Raw genomic sequence first — 17,570 nt, 5'->3', positions numbered from 1 at the left:
TAAATCGAAGCCGTCATTCCAACACACTTCGTTCGATCAAATGGAGGTTTCGATGAGCGACCGTTTGTTTGACAGTCCAATTTTTGTGAAGGACGGCAAATTTCTGATCAGGGAGATTGCAGGCCCGATTGACGCAATCGATTTTCTTTATGAATGGCCAAAGGATGATCGCGACATCATCTATGAAGTGGCATGGAGCGCCTGTTGTGAGGCTCACAGCGGGCTGAAACCGCTAATCGTGGCGCATAACGCCTTTGAAGGCTTCGCTCGAAAACGCAACATTCTCGAAAAACCTGAAGCCGCCATGCCGTGGATGACTTCGCATGGCGACGGCGGTGGCCGCGTTCTGGTATGAGGGAATATCAATGCATTGGTATTTTCTAATCGAAGTCCCCATCCTCGCTGCATTGCTCAGCGTCATATCGGTGCTTTTCTGGGACACCAGGCGGCGACAATAGCCTTAACCCCGGCTAGTCCGGGGTTTTTCTTAAGCAAAAAAAGCCGCCTCAGTGGGCGGTAATTCCGGTTGTTACATTAGTTGTGTTGGCCAGTAAGCAATGCTATCTATCTAGCGACTTGCAAGGGCAGCAAAATGGGACGGATAAAAAGCTTCGACGGCATTCGCGGTATTGCTGTGCTCTTAGTGGTATTTCATCATTTCGACAGCTTTTTAGGTGTACGTAGCGCCCAACTTGGCGTTGACCTATTCTTGGTTCTAAGCGGTTTCCTCATTACGTCCCTGCTCATCTCAGAAATAGATAGGACAGGAACAATCTCATTCCGCACTTTCTTCGTTAAACGTGCGTTGCGCCTAGTGCCTGCTTTACTTTTAACAGTTTTGATTTTTGGGGTCGGAGGGGTAGCGCTCGGATTTTTGAGCGTACAACAGACATTTTGGCCCGCTTTATGGTCCCTGCTTTATGTAAGCAACTGGGTCCGGTCACTCGACCTTATGGATATGAGACAGTTCGCGCATACTTGGACGCTCTCTATAGAGGAACAGTTTTATCTTTTTTGGCCGCTTTTATTGCTCGGCTTAATTAAGGTTTTGCCGCGCTATCGGGCTGTTATTTTCGCAGCCATCATACTAATTGTTGTTTGCCAAGCGACACTACTCGCATCCGTCATTTTTTCAGCACCAATGTTGTGGGTCAGCAGTAGCTTGCCAACCAGATCGGGAGCGCTCTTTATGGGAGCACTTGCGGCGCTTTTATTGAATGGCGGCTTTTTGACCCATCTCAATCAAGCGATTAAATACCTGTCATTTCCCGCCGCAATAATTGTGACAGCGGTTGCAGTTTACCCAGTAGATTATCTTATATGGAAACAACCGATAGCGATTACTGCAACTGCGGTTGTTGTTATCTCTTTAGCTATGCATAAGAAAACTCTGCTACACCAAGTTCTTGAGTTGAACTGGCTGACATATGTAGGCAGAATTTCCTATGGCATATACCTATACAATTTCCCAATTGTTTGGTTCGATGTAACGTTTTTCCGATCCCAGGAAATGTCGTTGCTGACGAAACATCTCCACGCTATTTTTATTCTTCTCCCACTGACGATGATGCTCTCATGGGCATCATATAAATATGTCGAAAAGCCGATGTTGAGACTGAAATCAAAGTTCGCGCCATCACGCGACCACGTAAGTGGCCATTTTTTTGCCTTCAAACACAAAGAAATTCGCGCTTAAGTATACTCGTTAACTGAACAACAGATCACCTGCTCTCTCTTCGCCAAACAATTCCGTCGCCATCTGAACAAGCAGCGGCCAAAGCTCATGATCTGATCGGAACGTATTCGCCGTCAGGAAGATTTGTCGAGTTCGGAAAGGCTGCGTAGCCATCGCCGCGTTGACCTGCTCTGCCTCGTCATCAGTCATGCGTTCCCAGAGAGTAACGGCTGGCAGAACGGTGGCGTCTGGCTCTGGCTCTGGCGGCGTATGTTCGACAAGCTGATATTCACCATCATCGTTTTTGATGAACTGGCGTCGGCCACTATTTTCAAGACATTCACGCCATTGTGCCTCCGTAATCTCTATAGCCTCTACGGGAATGCGACAATCAGGGTTTGTCTCTTCCCCAATTACTGGCGCAACTGGGTATGGATCATCCGACGTTGGTTCCGGAGTGTTCCCATAAATCGGTCGGTTTCTAGAACCGTGAACATCATCTCGGTAAAAGCCCTTCGGCACATTGTTATCGTCTAATACAGCGAAAATCATATCAAGTTCTCCCCACCGCTATCCATCCGACTGGTTGAGTTGCAATAGCCGGCCCACTTGTTCCGTTGATGTATCGTGGCCTGATTGTAAATCCAGTTGTGGCAAAAGCACTGACCGCAACGAATACAGAACTTCCGGCATCGGACCCCGCTCCATTACTAATTGCGGGAATGACAGTGTAATTATTAGCGAAAGCAATAGGGTAGGTGATCGTTCTATCACCTGAACCTGTGTCATACCCCCACTGAATGGTCAGGCGATTGGGGGCGGCTAGATTTGGGAACACGATATACCCTTGAGCGCCCATCATTACGAAGCCAGTCCCACCAGCACTATAGATCGGATACCATGTGGTCCCGCCGTCATAACTGATTGTCCCGTCGTAACGTAATAGCGTCCGCGTTCCGCCAGCGGCACCAAGTTGGATTGTACCCCCGGTGAAGTTAGTCTGGCCTGAAATATCTCCACCAGCAGAGGCGAATGCCCCAAGAACCAAACGAGCAGATGCAGGATCAGCGGCGGCAAGGAGTGAAATGGCCGTTGCCGTAATGTCAGACTGGGTAAGATCACCTGATGCATCGGTATTGAGAATTTTGTTCGCCGCGAGCGTTAGCGCCGCCAGCTTGCCAAGGCTTCCGTTCGGGTCTTGGATGCCGATTTTGCCTTGGTCCTTCAGTTGCCATTCCCCTGTCGGGCCACCGATGAGAACCTTGCTCTCTTCGACGCCAAGTTCAGCGATATTGGCCAGAATGCCATTGCCCAGCAGTTCGATAATGGTTGCGGCTTGCGTCGAGACCCGCGATCCATCGCCAAGCTGGCGAGCACGGTATGCACCGTTGACGATGCTTGCGCCGGTCCAAGGCTCAGTGAGCGTCAACTGGGTATTGCTATCGACGCTGGCAATGACAGCCGTCAGGTTCTGGATTTGAAGAGTGTCGCCTTCCCGAAACTGCGTCACCTCGAACAACGTCCCGGTGCCAGTGACCGTCACTGACCCATTGGCGAGCGAAATCGTTCCCGACACATAGTCGGACAAAATAGTCATGGATTTTTCTCCTGAGATCAGCTCGGCGTTATGCCGAAGATGTAATACCGGACACCCTGAATACGGGCACCGTAATCAAGGCGGGTCCAGCTGCCAGCCTGACTGAAAGCATCGGACCAACCGCTATCGGGCGAGCAGAAGAAATCGACATAGGTGTCGTTCACTTCGGCCAGCATGGATATGTTGGAGACATCAACCCCGCGCTCGGCTCTGTAGATCGGCGTCGTCACGCAGTTCGGAAACACGGTTGAGTATTTCAGATAGGGCACGAAACCGGCATTGTTGAAGTTCAGCCGATACGTTCTCGCGCCCTTATATACCGCGTCCCCTGCCGACGAATTGCCAAAGCTGGATATCGGAATAAAGCCCTGCGCGATGATCTGGAATTGCGGGTAGCGGCTGTCAAAGAGGATATCGTTCGGACGACTGGCAGGGTCACTCGTGCCGGGTTTCTTGATCTGAACGAAATCCCTCGCTCCATCGTTTCCCCGAAAGATAACCTGATTGCCGCCCGTTGATGTCGGCTGATCATCCACGTTGAAAACGACATACCGCAAATCAACGGCGTCTTTCTCCGAATTGTAGAACGTGACGCTGTTATTGGACACGGTGTAAGATAAACGCCAAATTCCCGCCGCTGTGGTGTCGGTCAGAAGTCCAGGTACGCGCCACGTCTGACCGGAGACACGGAACATCACGTCAACGACCGCCCTTTGCGAAAGAATGACGCCAGCAGGTGCTGAAATCGTTCTCGATCCATTGCCCGGGATATTATTTTCTGTTCCGTTCATGACGCAGAGAGCAGGCGAACGATTGTTCGAGCTGATGATCGTGCCAAACTCATTCGTCGTATTCACATCATAGCCGGGTCTGGACAGCACAAACCGGCTGGAACTTGCTTCCAACGATAGAAGGCCCGCAGTAGACGTATAGGTCCGCATAGCCGACGCATCGGCAGGCAAATCCCATACACTCGGATAAATGGCGTTCGGGTTTCTATTGTCGGTGTAGATCAGCTGATTTTTCCAGACGAACCATTCCCCCATCCCGACAAAGCCTTGGTCAGTCGAGGAGATTATGCCGTTGTAAACTGTCGGAAAGGTGGTTGATCCGCTCGTTGTTCCAACCAATCGGCCCATCACGGTATAGAATTGCTGCGCCGTCACCACGTTATGATTGGTCGAGCCAACCAAGGCGTAATAGCTGAGGAAAGACCCGCACTCAATTCGGTTGGTCAGCAAGTCAACCTGTCTGAACTCCGACATTGGAACATAGCCCATGCTCGGATAGGCATTCGTTATTCTGTAGTACGTCGTGACATTGTAGAAAGTTGTTCCAGATGATGGGTTAGCACGTCCAGAAATAACAACATTGCCCCGATCATTTGTAATGTTGAATGTCGCCGGAAGCGCGGACAGCTCTGCCGAGCGATAGAAAAACGGGTTCGTCGGGAACACATAGGACAGGTTGCTATTCTCGGAATTGTAAAAGAACCTGTCGAATGCCGTGTTTGCCAGTGTCAGCGGATCATCCGTGTCATATTTCAGGCACTTCAGAACCGGGCCAACGCCCGGTTTGAAGCCAAGGATAATCTGCGTCATGTGAAAATCCTGATATCTGCAAAGTTGTCGTAACCGCGCATGATCAACTTGCCATTGTTGGACTGAAGCACGTCGAAATACAGCGTTCCGAGACGGGCATTTTGAATGTAGACCTGCCCGTTCTGCACGACGAACGGATAGGTGAAGGTGCCGTTATTGTTCGGATCGGCAATCGCGAACTGGTTGGACACGACGATGAACTGGCTTCCCGTCGGGGTCACGTTGATGAACCAGCCAGCCTGTTTCCAAGTGTCGCCGGTGCTGATGCGGGCATAGGCCGATATTCTGGCCGATGTGCCACCCGCGCCAACCGTCGATGTCATGCGCCAGCCGGAGTTAACCACAGTGCCATCGACCGACGCGTTCACGTCAGTGATCGCATCCGCGACGGCTGTGTATTGGCCCTCAACATTATCCACTCGCGTAGACAGAAGCGTCACGACGCTGGCATCAGCCTTGTCATCAAGCTCGGCGTTCAACTGTGTCAGTTGCTGCACGATGGCGCTATTCGGGCCGGTCGCCACATAGATGTCTTCCGACCACGAAGCTTTCGCCTTGCCGTATGTGCTGGCAAGTTCGCGACGAAGCGACCGGCTATCTGCATAACCGGCCAGCATGCCATCAGCGGTCTTGGTGGCGTTTTCCTGCGCCTGACGAAGCGCCTCGCGCCGGTCGTCAGTCATCCAGTTGATGAGGCCCTTCACGTCACTGTCGAGGCGCTCGTAATCAACCGGGCTATCGTCGCCCGCTGCGTTGAGCGTGGTGAATGGCGTATTCGTTGACCACGCCACCGATCGGCCATTGTCGACGCGCAAGCGCGTACGAACGAACCAGTCAGTCAGTGAGGTCAGGCCTTCGACCAGTAGGACGTTCGTCACGTCCCATGTCACAAATCGCGTGAACACCTGGCTGGGATCGTTCGCCGGCCAGTACTCAATATTGACACCAACGACCGAGATATCATCGATACTATCCCAGATCAGTCTGGCAGCGGGTAGTTCACCTTGACCATCCGCAACAACAAGCGTCGGGATGGCGAAGAAGTTCTGCACTTCAGCCAGGTATTGCGGAGGCGGAATAACGACGATGTTCGGCGGGTTGGTTTCATAGGCCGTCGGATCAAACACGCCATTGCTGATCTGCTGCAAAGATAAGGAAATATCGCGAGCGCCATCGGTATTGATCCCGCCAAGCTGGCGCGTCAAAACCTGAAACGTGCGGTCGCCATATTTTGCGCTATTCCAGCGCACCCACCGGCCTTCCTTGATCGTGTCTAGGAATTTCGGATGAACGACAATTTCGGCTGAAGCCTGATAACGAGCGCCGCGGATCGCGATATCTGCAAGCCGATCCACCTGCCGAACATCAGTGACGGCGGCATAAGGAATGGCGCTGGCAAGCGTTTCGCGATCTTCAGCCAATGCACCGGCATCGATGCGGGTTGCCGCGTCCTTCGTTTCATAGAAGTCATCTGGCGAGACATACGAGGCCGCGACAGTGTTGATCAGTTCCGTGCGCTTGCGCTTGACGCTGAAGCGCAACGCCGCACCACGCTTGATATCGTCATCGGTGATCGTGGCAACGATGGCCTGTGGAGCGCCCGCAATCGGGAACTCGCCGTCAACACGCTCCACCCATGAGCCGCACATGGCTTCAAGGATCGGTGTCAGGTTAGCGTCGTGATTAGCGCCGGGGCCGTCCTTGGCAATCGCATGAGAGCGATAGCGCTTCGAACCGTCCGACATACTTTCATCGCAGATGTTCGCCGCCTGGGTATACTCAGCCAACGGCAACCGGCTTGCACGAACAGCCTTGCCAACCATGCGCTGCGTGCCGTTGAAGAAACCGCGCTCCAGGTTGTAGATCTGGACAACCGGATTATCGGAGTATTCCCACGTGCTCTGGTCATCCCAGCGATGCGCTCCCGCACCGCCCATCGTGGTGTCTTTGCGCCAGTCATACAGCGGCGCGCCGACAACTTCGAACAGCAACTTTGCTGGCGAGGTGAGGCCATCACCATTCTTGCGAAGTTCGGAAAACACGATGGCATAGGCAACGCCAGCGCCACGATGGTTCGTTGTCCAGCGACCAGCAGGACGGGCATTATTGATTAGCGTCGGCTCGGCCTGCTGATCCATCGCGCCGTAGTAGAACTTGACGCGTACATTGTCGTGATCGTCGCCGCTCGTGCCTTCATTCGGCACAAGCCAGTATCCGTCCGCGTCTTGCGCAATAAGCGTGCGCCACTCACCGTTGTATCGGACCCGCGGTACAGACGTAATGCGGAAGCTTGACAGAACGAACACGTCTTGGATTAGACGGCCGCCGCTACCGTAGCTATTGCGATAAATATGATGGCCTTCGGTCGCACATGTGCCGAGAATGACAGAGCGCGGGATATTTGCGCCATACTGGGTTTCCAGTTCAGATGCGCGGCTCTGCGTCTTGGGAGGGAATAGAGCATTGACCGCGTATTTCAGTGCAATGCCGAATGCGGTCTGAGCTATACCGGCGAGGATCGGACTGGCTGCCGCCCATGCGGCCACGCTCGACACGATGCCGCCGATAGCGGTGAAGATAGGCGCTAAAAATGGCATACGGCGGCCTCATAGGCGCAACAAAAAAGGCCCGCTGTTGGCGGACCTTCAAAGGCGCAAATTGTAGTGGTGATTAGCTGCCGACCCTGTAGGCCTGCTCGATTTCGGTCACTGGAAAGAACGCGAGGCCGCTGGGCTGTTTGACCGCAAAGCCAGAGCCGCAAATGAACCCGGCGACGTATTCGTCGTTGATCAGCATCACGCCGACGTCGCCACGACGCGCAGAGAGCCGGTTGACGGGTTCAAGCTTGAGGTAGTTCTCAAAAACGTCCTTGACGTTCTCGCAGCCATTGGCGCGCATCTTGCGAGCGGCCCCGGCCTCGGTTTTATATTTGCCCCGGAACTCGGCGAGCGGGTTTTCACCGATAACCGCTTCGATCGCCTCTGCCGCCGTCATCAGGCAGTCCGAGATGCCCCATTCTGGCGTGATGGATACGTGCGCCGTCGCGATATCTTCCAGCGCCCGATCCCAACCCGAGATCCTAGCCGAATTTGATTTTGAAGAATTCATTCTTGATCCTCGCTGCGTACTCGAAAAGCATGTCGCCTAACGAAACAAGCTGCTGATCCTCGTGCGAGGCATAACGATAGCCTTCGCGGAAGTTGTCGACCGCACCGGTTTCGATATTGCCTTCCAGCCAAACATTGTCGCCTTCCTCACGGTGGTCGATAGTATCGACATAGCCGTACCAGGTCGGCTCAGCGTGAAGGAACGCGTTCGTGTCTGGGTCGAAATAGAAGTCGTAAAACGTGATAGGACGGTTCTTGTAGTCTTCCTGCTCAATCAGCTTCAGCTTGTCGGGTGTGAGCCCAAAATCAGCAGCAGCAGGCAATCTCATAGTCACAGGCTGGGCAGCAGTGCCGAGCGCATACATAGGCTCGTCGATGTCGATCAGCGTATTGCCGTTGTACGTGAGGCCGCCGTAAGGGATGCTGCCTTTGCCCGAGAAAAAACCATAAGTGCCGGTGCCGAATTCGACTTTGACGGCCGAGGCTATCTTGCCCCTGCCCTCGTCGAGCAATTGCTGTAGACGTGCTGGGAAAGCCATTAGCGCGGCACCTCAATTAACTGAAACGACGCATCGGGAAACTTGCCATCGCCGATTTCCCACGACCTCGGCATCAGCCGCATGTTCATCACCGGGCTCTTGAAGCGCACTGCCGCGCCGACGGTTATGTAGGACGGTAAGAACGGCTCGATCTTCACCTGCACGCTCGTGCTGGCTGCTGTGGCATCAGCAACGATGCGGGCGATGAAGTTGTAATCGCCGACCGTAAACCCGATCAAATCGCCGTTCATCAGTTTAAGACCGACTGCGACGCCATTTAGCGTAAGTGTATTGCCGTTGATCGCAGCCAGCGTCGCGGTGCCAGTTATTGCCGGGTTATTGGCGTCGCCCCAATAAGCCTGCGGGATGCAAACATGCTTTGGGGTGTAATGCACCGTAACCAGACCGCCCCGACACCGATCGATGAACGCCTCAAGTAAATTTCTCTTGGCATTCGTCAAATCGGTGACTTTGGCCGTCCACGTCCAGAACGGATCGCCGTTTTCAATCGCTGAAATCGCCCGATCTCCGTATTGAGACATTGAAACCGGGCGATTCAGGATCGGGAAAGTCGGCTGATATCGAAGGCCAGTAGGAAGAAGTTCAGCCATTACCTTGCTAGCCCCCTTGAATTGACTTGCCTTAGATCGCGTGCCGTTCGCATCGCGCCCGTTTTGTCAAAAGCGGTAAGCCCCTGTTTTACGTTCCGCTGTGAAATGCGCTCGACTTCGGCCTGCCAATTGCCGTCACGATCCACGTATACGCGAACGTCGGCAATGCCGGATTGCGCTTGCTGCGATGAGGCAGATGAGCGGAGGGTCGGCATGGATGGCCCGCGCAAAGGTGATCCGCCATCCTTCAGTCTAATGACGCCGCCGCTGTTGATGGCTTCCAGCAAAGCGCGATTGCGCTTTGTAGCTGCCGCATTCACCACGAATTCCTCGTCGCTCAGCATCGCCGGAATTTTATCGCCGCGCGGCCCGCCAGGACCGCGAACGATACCGCCGCCAGCACGCTTTACCGGGCCACCGTTCTTACGGAACACGCCGCCCAGAGCACCGAATAGATTGAAGCCTCCTTTGTCGGTATCGAAGATATTCGCAAGGCCGATCTCGATAAACTTGTCTGCGATACGTCCGAGGGAGTTAGCAAATATCTCCGCTGCGTCAGCCCCGTTCAAAAGATCGCTGGCAATTCCTCCAACCCATTCTTTCTGAAAGGCCGCCATGTCTTCGGCGTTTTCCCGAATACGGTTCTGCGCTTCGGCAAGCTTATTAGCCTCTGCACTCGCAAGTGCCCACTGATCGGCGGTCTGGGCGATCTGCGCTCGCAGCTCAGGAGTAAGCGCAACGCCCGCCTTCTGGGCAGCATTCAGCAGTTCCTGCTCTGTGCGCGCCTTTTCCATGGCAAAGCCATAGTCATTAATCAACGGATTGATCTGACGTTGCGCTTCAGTCTCCGCGACAAGAGCCGATGTGCGGTCGGTGATACGTTGAATATCGCTGTCGAACCGTTCGGCGGGTGTCTTCTTCGTGCCGCCCTTCTTCTTGTCGTCTGGTGCAGTCGCGATGCCGCCGCCGTAGCCAGATGGCGTTGAGGCGAGGATCTTTTCGGCGCGGGCTTTTTGCTTTTCCAGCTCATAAACTGCTTTTCCCGCATTTTGCGCAGTTTGCTTGGCTGCCGCCGCAAATGATTCAATGGGCTGGAATTCTAGTCCCATACTACGAAGCGCTTGGCTTTTTGCCAGCCAACCGTCGAATGCGGTGTCAGCCGCAGTCGCTGCAGACTTTGCCGCTTCAAGCTGCAAACTGATCTGCTTGACCAATTCAGTCTGGTACTGGCGCGATGCTGTGGCGGCGCCTTCGAGCGCTGCTTTGTTGGCATCTATGGCGTCACTGAATGCTTTTGCAGCCCGATCACCGGAGGACATATTGTTATAGAGCAAATAGACGGCCCCGGCGGCTGCACCAGCCAGAAGACCAATAGGGCCGAGCGATGCACTGAAGGCGGCAACTACACTCGTACCTGTACGAAGTGCGGTCAGGAATGAGCCCAATGCAACAACAGCTTGGCCCAGTCCAACGACGACGCCTGCAATTGCCCTGCCAGTAAAGGCCGTAATCAGCACGGTCGCAAAGGCTGCGACGACGTCGGCTATTTCTTTGAAGTTGTCAGCAACATACTGCAGCGCCTGAACCAGTTGCCTACTCGCGCCAGCTGACTTATCGGCATTGCCGATATAAGCGGTAAACTCGTTATTAATCTGCGTAAAGGCGTCGGCAATGGTCGCGTTGGTGGCCTTGAACTGAGCCTCAATACCCTTTTGTGCATTCAGGATAGCCTTGAACACGCGATCGGACGTCAGTTTCCCATCGGCGCCAAGCTGCTTCAAGCCTGCGATCGTGGTCTTAAACTCGTCAGCAATTGCCTTCGCAATGACCGGCGCGTTTTCACGCAACGACCGGAGTTCATCGCCCTGCAATACGCCAGAACCCAAAGCTTGCCCGAGCTGGAGAATGCCAGCAGCTTGTTCCTGTGCGGACGCACCGCCAGCCTTAAAGGCTTTCGAGACAAGCGACGTTGCCAAAGCAATCTCGTCTTCCGACTTGGCTACGGCGGAGGCCGATCTGATCAGCCGAGCATATAGGTCAGTATAGGCTTCGAGACTTGTCCGAGCTTCGTTCGCACCGTCCTTCAACTCATTCAGCGAACGTGCGCCAACACCAGCTGCCGTCGCTGACGAACGAATAAGGTTTCCAGCCTGCGTCCAAGCATCCGCATACTGCATCAACTCGCGCGCGCCCAATGCGGCAGTAATGCCGGTTAGGGGAGCAGCGAGGTCTTGCATTGTGCCCTTGCCGATGTTTCCAAGCGCCGCATTTATGCGCTGCACACTGGCATCTGCGGACTTTTCCATACGGCTCATTTGGCGGGTGAATTGACCACGTTGCCGATTAATCGCGTTCTCCAAACGCTTGAAATCGGCTGAAAATTGAACGACAAGAGTCTCTACGTCAGTGGCCATGGTGGGGCACCTATGAAAATAGAACAGAGATTTAATGGAGTGGGCTGGTTAGGAATCGCGTTCCTATTCGTCGGCCCTCTGGTGTCCGCGTATGGCTACTGGGATCTGCTCGCGACCGTTGCGAAGAACGTCCAATTTGGCGGCTATTACAATCAAAGTATGTTGATGCCGTATGCGCTACTGATCATTGGCGGCATCGCATCACTGGCGTCGTTGCCGCTCATTATTATCGGTCGTGATTTCGAAGGATTTGCCACGGGAGTCGACGGCGCCAAATCTGCATCTCGCGTGAAGGAACCGACGTTTTAGTTTTGCGAGAGAGAACGCGAGATATCTTAGCCCATTTCGCCGTCTTGGATCGGCATAGGATCAATGCATGCCAAAATCATCCCAAATTAACCGGGGCAAATTCGTGCGTTCTGACGTCCTTTCACCAGTTAAAATCATCCCACTAGCAAGCTTTATTCTCGCGATTGCCTTATTATTTGTAAAATCTACTTTAATAGAAACAAATCTTATTCTTCTTGTACTAATAGAGGCTGGCGCTTCAGCGCTTGTTATCTGCACAATATTTGCGGCGCTGCATCACGCTGAGTATATCGCGCATCGAGTTGGTGAACCTTATGGGATATTGATCCTAACATTGGCGGTCACATGTATCGAAGTCTCCATTATTTTATCAATGATGTTGCACGGCGATAACAATCCAACGCTAGCTCGTGAATCCGTCTTCTCGACTGTAATGATCGTCTGTACAGGGGTGGTGGGGCTTGCAATTACCCTTGGCGCCGTCCGCCACAAGAGGCAAGAACTTAAAACGCAAGGTACGAGCGCGTTTCTGTCCGTCTTAATTGCCTTGACGGGCCTAACGATGATTTTGCCCAACTATACCCTATCGGTCGATTCCGGAACGTTCACGCCCGTGCAGCTGATGTTCGTGGCCGTACTTTCATTTCTCCTCTACGCATGTTTTTTATTTGCGCAGAGCAAGGGGCAAAAAGACGACTTCATCCAGGTCGACACCGCACAACATCATGACAATCACAGAACAGATTCCAGTATACTTTCCCACCTTCTCTTCTTATTCGGCGGACTAATAGGAATCGTGTTGCTAACCGAATTCGTCGCATCTGGAGTTGAAGACGGATTGGCTTATTTCGAAGTTCCACAAAAAGACGCGATCATCGGCGCCATGATTGCACTAGTCATACTGCTACCCGAGGCAATTTCGGCCATCAAGGCATCGCTAAACAATCAGCTTCAACGCGGCCTCAACATTGCTCTTGGATCAGCATGCGCCACTATCGGCTTGACGATACCGGCCGTGGCTGTAGCCAGTCTCGTTGTATCTCGTCCGTTGACGTTGGGGCTTGAACATGGAGACATTGTTCTAATTCTTATGGCCTTAGCAATGAGCGTAGTAAGCTTCGGAACCGGACGCACCACTTTGCTTACCGGATTGTCGCATTTGGTCATTTTTGTAGCCTATTTGATGTTGATAGTCGCTCCCTGACTATTCATCGCCCGTTGCTGTCTCTACCCCTCGTTCACCCACTCCCAAAGCTCTTCTTTTTCCTTCTTGCTCAAGCCGCCATCGTCGGTCGAGTTCGCCGTCACATATCCATCAACGGCAGCCATGAACTGCCACATGGACATGCGCCTTACCTCTTGCGGCGTGAAGCCGAGCGCCGCACCGTTGCCGTAGACCGCGGCAAATCTGACTTTTCCGTTGGGGAGACTGTCAAGTTGCTCTCCGTCTGATTTGCCGCCGTTTGCTCCCCCACCGGTTCCTCTGGCACGCCTTGAATGCCAGCCTGCAAAATGACTGTCGCGAAGACGACATTCTCAGCTGGCGGGCGTTTTTCGATATAGGTTCGCACAAGCTTCGTGGCGGCAGTCGGCTCCAAGCCTCCACCAATCAATCCCTGCCGGATAACGTGGGCAATATCGCCAACCCGGCACTGTTTAGTGAATAGCCGCTCCAGAATAACCCAAGGGCCAGCGTCGCAGGCTTCCTGCAGCGCTTCCAATTCACCCCATCCGAGGCGGAAGGTATAAGTACCATCCGCCCAGTCGAGTTCAACTTTAGCGTCTCTGCTCATTATGGGGCCGTCGGAGCGGAGGTTCGGACCATTTCACCATCCGACTGCAGCGACACATTAAGTGTGGCACGCTCGCCGTTGTTGGCGCCGATTTCGAGGCTTTCGGCGTGCATTTTGCCGGTATAGGTGTATGTCGTGGCTGGAAACTCGATCTCAACCTGTACTGGAATGGAGTCGATACTTTCACCAGCATCAAGCCAATCCTCGACAGATTCAGAAGCCAGAACGCCTTCACCGCTAATACTCATCGAAAGTGATGCGGCGTCACGTCCAATCCAGTCCACCTTGTCAGGATTTTCACAATCCGGAATGGAAACTTCATTGAGGTTCTTTGTTAGCGTAATCGATCGCTGCGTGAACCCGCAGGGCGAAGTATAAACAATCGGCGTAGCGCCGTTGCCGATCTTGACGCGGACCTTGCCGCCTTTGATCGTGGTAGCTTGGGCCAATGCGGCCTCCATACTAAAAAGGCCACCCAAAGGGCGGCCATTAATTGTTTTCGGGGTGATCGGCGTGGAGGCCTTAAGGCTGCTCGATAATCGCCGTGTAGCGGATCGACGCGTGGTTGATTGCGCCGTCCTTGATGTAGTCAGTTCGCGAATATTCGAATGTCACGAGGGCGTTGGCCGTCAGAACTGGTTCCCATCCTCGTGTTGCGAGCCGCACGGCGTTAGCGACGTCGCGCATCTGCTTCTTGGCGGGCTCGATCGACCAGACATCCAGCTGGAAAATGACATCGTCAGCATAGATGCAATCGGCGTCTGCCTGTTGAGCACTTGATGCGCCGATGCTGACGTAGGGGAAAATTGAGGGGGAAACCAGCCCTTGATCATTCGTTGGTGGATTATCGTAGCTGCGCTGGCCAATAAGCGAGACAAGCGCCGGATAGCTGCGTAGGCGCTGAATGATCGCGCCCTGAAGCTCTAAAACCGGGTCCATTAGCGATCCGCCGCAATTTGTTTGGCTGCCTTGGTGATAGCGCGAGACACTCGGGCCCTAGCGCTACGTCGCTTGGCTCGCCAAGAAACGTAGAAAAACGGCTGCGCCTTGGCGCCGGGATTAAAAGTGCCGGGATACATGCCGCCATTCACGTGCGGAGCGCTGCCGAACTCGACCAGATGCGCGTAACGCACTTTGGAATTGCCGGCGTAAATCGTGATTGTCAGCTTGCCGTCATTCGACTTTACGCTGCCAATGCGCTGGCTGTATTTTGGAACTTTACCCCACGTCCAGCCGATGCTTTCCATCAGTTCGCCATCATCGACGGGAACCAGGTTTTGCATCATGTTGACGATTTCCTGAGCGCCTTGCTCCATCGCCGCTCTAACGAGTTTTTCAGCCACTTCTGGGAACTTAGCTAGCTTGATCTGTAAGCGGTCGAGACCGTTAATCTTAACCGCCATCAAGTTTCCTCGCCTTCAACAACAAGCATTTCCAAGTAAGCGCCGCGCTCGTCAGGATTGACGACGGTCTTGATTCCGAAAACCCGGTTCGGCTTTCCGCCGGTGAGGCCAGCCCGAGCATCATAAGCCCGCCACGACGCCGTAATCTGCCGTGCCTGTTCGCTGCCACGGATCGTCAGGTTATAGGGCTGCATGGACCGCATTCTCGCGGCCATGACGCTTTCGACATTGCTGCCGTAACGTGGTTCCAGCCTTCCCGGCACGGTGAACTGGTCAACCCATTCACCGCGAGTACCGCCAAACCCATCGTCTACGTCCTGCCGAACCTGAAACGTCAAACGGCAGTTTAGGCTGCCGGCACCTGCGCGCTTCGCCATGCTTCGGCCTCGTCTTTTGTAGGGGTTGGAAGCCGCTCGGCTATGCCAGCGGCAATGGCGCGGTTAGCGCAAGGCGTGGTCACTAGCCCGACGTAACCTGCTGGATAGCGGATGGTCACTGCAGGCTTTGGGATGAAGTCGTAGGTGGCTGTGAAGTGGAGCCAGGGCATTACTCTTCCACCGGCAACGTGCGCCACACTCGATATGGTGCCAGTAAAGCCCGAACGTGACGCGGCAGAACGGCATTGCCTTCGGCTTTCATGTCAGGTTCGCGGTTCTCGTACAGATCAGCCGCGACCAGTAAGATCGCTGCCGTAATGGGCGGGGTTAACTCAATGCCATCTGGCAAGGTTGGCGTCACGCCGGTGGCCACGATCTCCCGATCGACATATTCGACGACAATAGTCTCTGCCGCAGCCAGATAGACTTCAAGCTCAGCATCTTCGTCGTCATAAAACACACGAAGGTGTTTCTTCAGCAGTTCGAGGTCAACCAGTGCCATCCCCACCACCCTCCGATGGCGTTTCAGGCTCCGGCTCTGGCTCGGGAGCCGGATTTGGATCGACGATTCCCGCTCCGATGTAGCTCGCCACCCGGCGCTTGCGTGTCTTCGTGTCGGCCATCGCCAACCTCCGTAAACTTCTCGACGTAACCAAGCGCCAGAAGTGGGCCGGCTTGCCAATTAGGCAGATCGGCGACCGTGCCTTCGTCCAGACGGCCGTAATTGCCGACCAAGGTTTTTAGCGCTTTGATTTTCATGTTTTCCTCGTGAGAAGGGGCGCCGAAGCGCCCCATCAACGATTAAGGAGTAGGGTTCACATTGCCGGTCACGAATGCCTCTGGACGGTAAACCGCAAGCGCAAGGCGCTCTTCGATGCGGATCGTGAACATGTTCTTTTCGAAGTCGTCCACGTTCTCGCTCGACATCAGGACTTCAATGTCCATGCGATCGAAGATCTGCGCAGCCAGATTGAACGCACCGGTCAGGAACTTGTCGGCAGCAATTGCCTGCGTCTGAACGACCGGCAGGTTCCATAGCGACGGACCCATTGGCGATTGCGCATTGCCAACGATGTAGTTGCCGCCGAGATCCTTGGTGAGCTCGATCTTCGTCCAGTCAATTGGATTGAGAACGAAGCCGTTCGCTGGATATTCTGCCAAGATGACCTGGAGAATAGCTAGGCGCAGACGGTCAATAGCCGTTTCCTGTTCAGGAACAAACGCTGGAGTAAAAGCCTGCGCCTGGGGAACAATACCATGCAGATTCTGACCCGTGCCGTCACCGTTCAGAAGCTGGCCCTCCTCAACGAACTTAAGCCCATAGGTGCCGCGAGCGTTGATGTAGCTTGCAAGGCCGGGGGCATCGTCGAGGATCTGGCGCGACGCTTTGAAAATGTGCGGAATGGTACGCACTGGCGTCGTCTCGAGATCGAAAGTCAGGTCAGACTTCGGCTTTTGTGCACCTTCTGCAGTCGGAGCAGCGTTATTCGTAAAGCCCGTCTCCTTGACAAACTCAACGCTTGACTGGCTCGTGCGTCCGGGGGCCAAAAGATCACGAATGGTCAGAAGACGCTGGGGTGGCGCTACGATACCAGGGACGCGGTGACCAGGAACGAGCGAAGTGCCTGCCGAACGGCCGGCGCCAACCGTAGTGTTTGCTGAGGTAATGTCAGCGCGTTCCATACCTACTCGAATAGAGCCACGCCAAGAACCAGATACGTCCGTCGCCTTGAACTTGTCGGACGCTACGACGATATCACCGATGTCCATTGGTTCGCGAGCAACGTTTTCCACCTCGCGCGCGGCGCGCTTTTCAAGATCGCCAAGGCGAGTTGTGGTGTCTCCGAGTTCGAGCAGCGCCTTGTCAACCTTGCCGGTCAGCTCGGTTGAAACAGTTCCGTGCTGCTGGAGCTGCGTGGTGAAGTCGGTTGCAAGATTGCCGACCTTTTCCTTGATAGAAGCCAAAGACTGGCCAAGCTCGCCAATCTTCTCGGCAAGAGAAACTTCGGACATACGTCCTCCTGATACTAAATGGTGAAAGTGCGTGTTTCTGTTGATTGCCGCTGAGAAGTGACCCGGTTTTTCCACCGAGAATTGACCCGCCTTTTAATTAATGTTCGGGTTTTTATTCACGGTCAAGTTTC

The 17,570-nt window shown here is 54.0% G+C and carries 21 protein-coding genes; 4 read left to right on the top strand and 17 right to left on the bottom strand.

Annotation, left to right across the window (positions count from 1 at the left end):
• Positions 1-52: 52 nt before the first annotated feature.
• Both FGI60_RS24870 and FGI60_RS24865 read left to right on the top strand, forming a co-directional pair.
• A complete protein-coding gene (locus tag FGI60_RS24870; RefSeq protein WP_138787427.1) occupies positions 53-355 on the top strand; it encodes a DUF982 domain-containing protein in 303 nt (100 codons plus the stop codon).
• A 237-nt stretch (positions 356-592) separates the two neighbouring features.
• Complete coding sequence (locus tag FGI60_RS24865; protein WP_138787426.1) at positions 593-1,696, top strand: acyltransferase family protein; 1,104 nt, start codon at positions 593-595, stop codon at positions 1,694-1,696.
• Between the two features lie 9 nt (positions 1,697-1,705).
• Here FGI60_RS24865 and FGI60_RS26585 read toward each other — a convergent pair whose 3' ends face one another.
• The 8 genes from FGI60_RS26585 to FGI60_RS24825 form a co-directional block, all read right to left on the bottom strand.
• Complete coding sequence (locus FGI60_RS26585; RefSeq protein WP_235889927.1) at positions 1,706-2,227, bottom strand: hypothetical protein; 522 nt, start codon at positions 2,225-2,227, stop codon at positions 1,706-1,708.
• A gap of 1 nt (position 2,228) precedes the next feature.
• On the bottom strand, positions 2,229-3,272 hold the full coding sequence (locus FGI60_RS26440) for a gp53-like domain-containing protein (RefSeq protein WP_210238471.1): 1,044 nt from the start codon (positions 3,270-3,272) through the stop codon (positions 2,229-2,231).
• A gap of 17 nt (positions 3,273-3,289) precedes the next feature.
• A complete protein-coding gene (locus FGI60_RS24850) occupies positions 3,290-4,873 on the bottom strand; it encodes a hypothetical protein (protein ID WP_138787425.1) in 1,584 nt (527 codons plus the stop codon).
• The gene (locus FGI60_RS24845; protein WP_138787424.1) at positions 4,870-7,470 is read right to left on the bottom strand and encodes a phage tail tip fiber protein; all 2,601 of its coding nucleotides are present in this window, start codon (positions 7,468-7,470) and stop codon (positions 4,870-4,872) included. The genes FGI60_RS24850 and FGI60_RS24845 overlap by 4 nt, the downstream gene beginning before the upstream one ends.
• 73 nt (positions 7,471-7,543) lie before the next feature.
• Positions 7,544-7,981 (bottom strand): DUF6950 family protein, encoded by a 438-nt coding sequence (locus tag FGI60_RS24840; RefSeq protein WP_138787423.1) that lies wholly within the window; start codon positions 7,979-7,981, stop codon positions 7,544-7,546.
• Positions 7,953-8,519 (bottom strand): hypothetical protein, encoded by a 567-nt coding sequence (locus tag FGI60_RS24835; protein ID WP_138787422.1) that lies wholly within the window; start codon positions 8,517-8,519, stop codon positions 7,953-7,955. Before FGI60_RS24835 ends, FGI60_RS24840 begins: the two co-directional genes overlap by 29 nt.
• Positions 8,519-9,130: a hypothetical protein gene (locus FGI60_RS24830; RefSeq protein WP_138787421.1), complete on the bottom strand. Its 612-nt coding sequence runs from the start codon at positions 9,128-9,130 to the stop codon at positions 8,519-8,521. Before FGI60_RS24830 ends, FGI60_RS24835 begins: the two co-directional genes overlap by 1 nt.
• A complete protein-coding gene (locus FGI60_RS24825) occupies positions 9,130-11,436 on the bottom strand; it encodes a tape measure protein (RefSeq protein WP_235889926.1) in 2,307 nt (768 codons plus the stop codon). Before FGI60_RS24825 ends, FGI60_RS24830 begins: the two co-directional genes overlap by 1 nt.
• A gap of 120 nt (positions 11,437-11,556) precedes the next feature.
• Here FGI60_RS24825 and FGI60_RS24820 point away from each other — a divergent pair, with 120 nt between their 5' ends.
• Both FGI60_RS24820 and FGI60_RS24815 read left to right on the top strand, forming a co-directional pair.
• On the top strand, positions 11,557-11,853 hold the full coding sequence (locus FGI60_RS24820; RefSeq protein ID WP_138787419.1) for a hypothetical protein: 297 nt from the start codon (positions 11,557-11,559) through the stop codon (positions 11,851-11,853).
• Between the two features lie 67 nt (positions 11,854-11,920).
• Positions 11,921-13,057, top strand: a complete 1,137-nt coding sequence (locus tag FGI60_RS24815) for a calcium:proton antiporter (RefSeq protein ID WP_138787418.1) — start codon at positions 11,921-11,923, stop codon at positions 13,055-13,057.
• Positions 13,058-13,205: 148 nt separating this feature from the next.
• Here the strand turns inward: FGI60_RS24815 and FGI60_RS24810 are convergent, their stop codons facing one another.
• The 9 genes from FGI60_RS24810 to FGI60_RS24775 form a co-directional block, all read right to left on the bottom strand.
• Positions 13,206-13,646, bottom strand: coding sequence for a gene transfer agent family protein (locus tag FGI60_RS24810; protein ID WP_138787417.1), 441 nt, complete (start codon positions 13,644-13,646; stop codon positions 13,206-13,208).
• Complete coding sequence (locus FGI60_RS24805) at positions 13,646-14,095, bottom strand: phage tail tube protein (RefSeq protein WP_171058856.1); 450 nt, start codon at positions 14,093-14,095, stop codon at positions 13,646-13,648. The genes FGI60_RS24810 and FGI60_RS24805 overlap by 1 nt, the downstream gene beginning before the upstream one ends.
• Positions 14,096-14,168: 73 nt before the next feature.
• Positions 14,169-14,585, bottom strand: coding sequence for a DUF3168 domain-containing protein (locus FGI60_RS24800; protein ID WP_138787415.1), 417 nt, complete (start codon positions 14,583-14,585; stop codon positions 14,169-14,171).
• Positions 14,585-15,049, bottom strand: a complete 465-nt coding sequence (locus tag FGI60_RS24795) for an HK97 gp10 family phage protein (RefSeq protein WP_138787414.1) — start codon at positions 15,047-15,049, stop codon at positions 14,585-14,587. The genes FGI60_RS24800 and FGI60_RS24795 overlap by 1 nt, the downstream gene beginning before the upstream one ends.
• Positions 15,049-15,426 carry a head-tail adaptor protein gene (locus FGI60_RS24790; RefSeq protein ID WP_138787413.1) on the bottom strand — a complete coding sequence of 126 codons (378 nt, stop codon included), beginning with the start codon at positions 15,424-15,426 and terminating at the stop codon, positions 15,049-15,051. The genes FGI60_RS24795 and FGI60_RS24790 overlap by 1 nt, the downstream gene beginning before the upstream one ends.
• On the bottom strand, positions 15,396-15,596 hold the full coding sequence (locus FGI60_RS24785; protein WP_138787412.1) for a hypothetical protein: 201 nt from the start codon (positions 15,594-15,596) through the stop codon (positions 15,396-15,398). The genes FGI60_RS24790 and FGI60_RS24785 overlap by 31 nt, the downstream gene beginning before the upstream one ends.
• On the bottom strand, positions 15,596-15,928 hold the full coding sequence (locus FGI60_RS24780; RefSeq protein WP_138787411.1) for a head-tail connector protein: 333 nt from the start codon (positions 15,926-15,928) through the stop codon (positions 15,596-15,598). The genes FGI60_RS24785 and FGI60_RS24780 overlap by 1 nt, the downstream gene beginning before the upstream one ends.
• On the bottom strand, positions 15,915-16,049 hold the full coding sequence (locus tag FGI60_RS26695) for a hypothetical protein (RefSeq protein ID WP_256375816.1): 135 nt from the start codon (positions 16,047-16,049) through the stop codon (positions 15,915-15,917). The genes FGI60_RS24780 and FGI60_RS26695 overlap by 14 nt, the downstream gene beginning before the upstream one ends.
• A gap of 178 nt (positions 16,050-16,227) precedes the next feature.
• Positions 16,228-17,439: a phage major capsid protein gene (locus FGI60_RS24775; RefSeq protein ID WP_138787410.1), complete on the bottom strand. Its 1,212-nt coding sequence runs from the start codon at positions 17,437-17,439 to the stop codon at positions 16,228-16,230.
• Between the last annotated feature and the right edge of the window lie 131 nt (positions 17,440-17,570).

Source organism: Brucella haematophila (assembly GCF_005938105.1).
In the GTDB taxonomy this organism is placed as follows: domain Bacteria; phylum Pseudomonadota; class Alphaproteobacteria; order Rhizobiales; family Rhizobiaceae; genus Brucella; species Brucella haematophila.
Note: the sequence above shows the minus strand (reverse complement) of the source record. Positions and strands in the feature narration are given on the sequence as shown.

Bases quoted from the DNA above. Each gene is read 5' to 3' on its own strand.
- FGI60_RS24870 (WP_138787427.1), top strand. From the start codon at position 53: ATGAGCGACCGTTTGTTTGACAGTCCAATTTTTGTGAAGGACGGCAAA.
- FGI60_RS24865 (WP_138787426.1), top strand. From the start codon at position 593: ATGGGACGGATAAAAAGCTTCGACGGCATTCGCGGTATTGCTGTGCTC.
- FGI60_RS26585 (WP_235889927.1), bottom strand. From the start codon at position 2,227: ATGATTTTCGCTGTATTAGACGATAACAATGTGCCGAAGGGCTTTTAC.
- FGI60_RS26440 (WP_210238471.1), bottom strand. From the start codon at position 3,272: ATGACTATTTTGTCCGACTATGTGTCGGGAACGATTTCGCTCGCCAAT.
- FGI60_RS24850 (WP_138787425.1), bottom strand. From the start codon at position 4,873: ATGACGCAGATTATCCTTGGCTTCAAACCGGGCGTTGGCCCGGTTCTG.
- FGI60_RS24845 (WP_138787424.1), bottom strand. From the start codon at position 7,470: ATGCCATTTTTAGCGCCTATCTTCACCGCTATCGGCGGCATCGTGTCG.
- FGI60_RS24840 (WP_138787423.1), bottom strand. From the start codon at position 7,981: ATGAATTCTTCAAAATCAAATTCGGCTAGGATCTCGGGTTGGGATCGG.
- FGI60_RS24835 (WP_138787422.1), bottom strand. From the start codon at position 8,519: ATGGCTTTCCCAGCACGTCTACAGCAATTGCTCGACGAGGGCAGGGGC.
- FGI60_RS24830 (WP_138787421.1), bottom strand. From the start codon at position 9,130: ATGGCTGAACTTCTTCCTACTGGCCTTCGATATCAGCCGACTTTCCCG.
- FGI60_RS24825 (WP_235889926.1), bottom strand. From the start codon at position 11,436: ATGGAAAAGTCCGCAGATGCCAGTGTGCAGCGCATAAATGCGGCGCTT.
- FGI60_RS24820 (WP_138787419.1), top strand. From the start codon at position 11,557: ATGAAAATAGAACAGAGATTTAATGGAGTGGGCTGGTTAGGAATCGCG.
- FGI60_RS24815 (WP_138787418.1), top strand. From the start codon at position 11,921: ATGCCAAAATCATCCCAAATTAACCGGGGCAAATTCGTGCGTTCTGAC.
- FGI60_RS24810 (WP_138787417.1), bottom strand. From the start codon at position 13,646: ATGAGCAGAGACGCTAAAGTTGAACTCGACTGGGCGGATGGTACTTAT.
- FGI60_RS24800 (WP_138787415.1), bottom strand. From the start codon at position 14,585: ATGGACCCGGTTTTAGAGCTTCAGGGCGCGATCATTCAGCGCCTACGC.
- FGI60_RS24795 (WP_138787414.1), bottom strand. From the start codon at position 15,049: ATGGCGGTTAAGATTAACGGTCTCGACCGCTTACAGATCAAGCTAGCT.
- FGI60_RS24790 (WP_138787413.1), bottom strand. From the start codon at position 15,426: ATGGCGAAGCGCGCAGGTGCCGGCAGCCTAAACTGCCGTTTGACGTTT.
- FGI60_RS24785 (WP_138787412.1), bottom strand. From the start codon at position 15,596: ATGCCCTGGCTCCACTTCACAGCCACCTACGACTTCATCCCAAAGCCT.
- FGI60_RS24780 (WP_138787411.1), bottom strand. From the start codon at position 15,928: ATGGCACTGGTTGACCTCGAACTGCTGAAGAAACACCTTCGTGTGTTT.
- FGI60_RS26695 (WP_256375816.1), bottom strand. From the start codon at position 16,049: ATGGCCGACACGAAGACACGCAAGCGCCGGGTGGCGAGCTACATCGGA.
- FGI60_RS24775 (WP_138787410.1), bottom strand. From the start codon at position 17,439: ATGTCCGAAGTTTCTCTTGCCGAGAAGATTGGCGAGCTTGGCCAGTCT.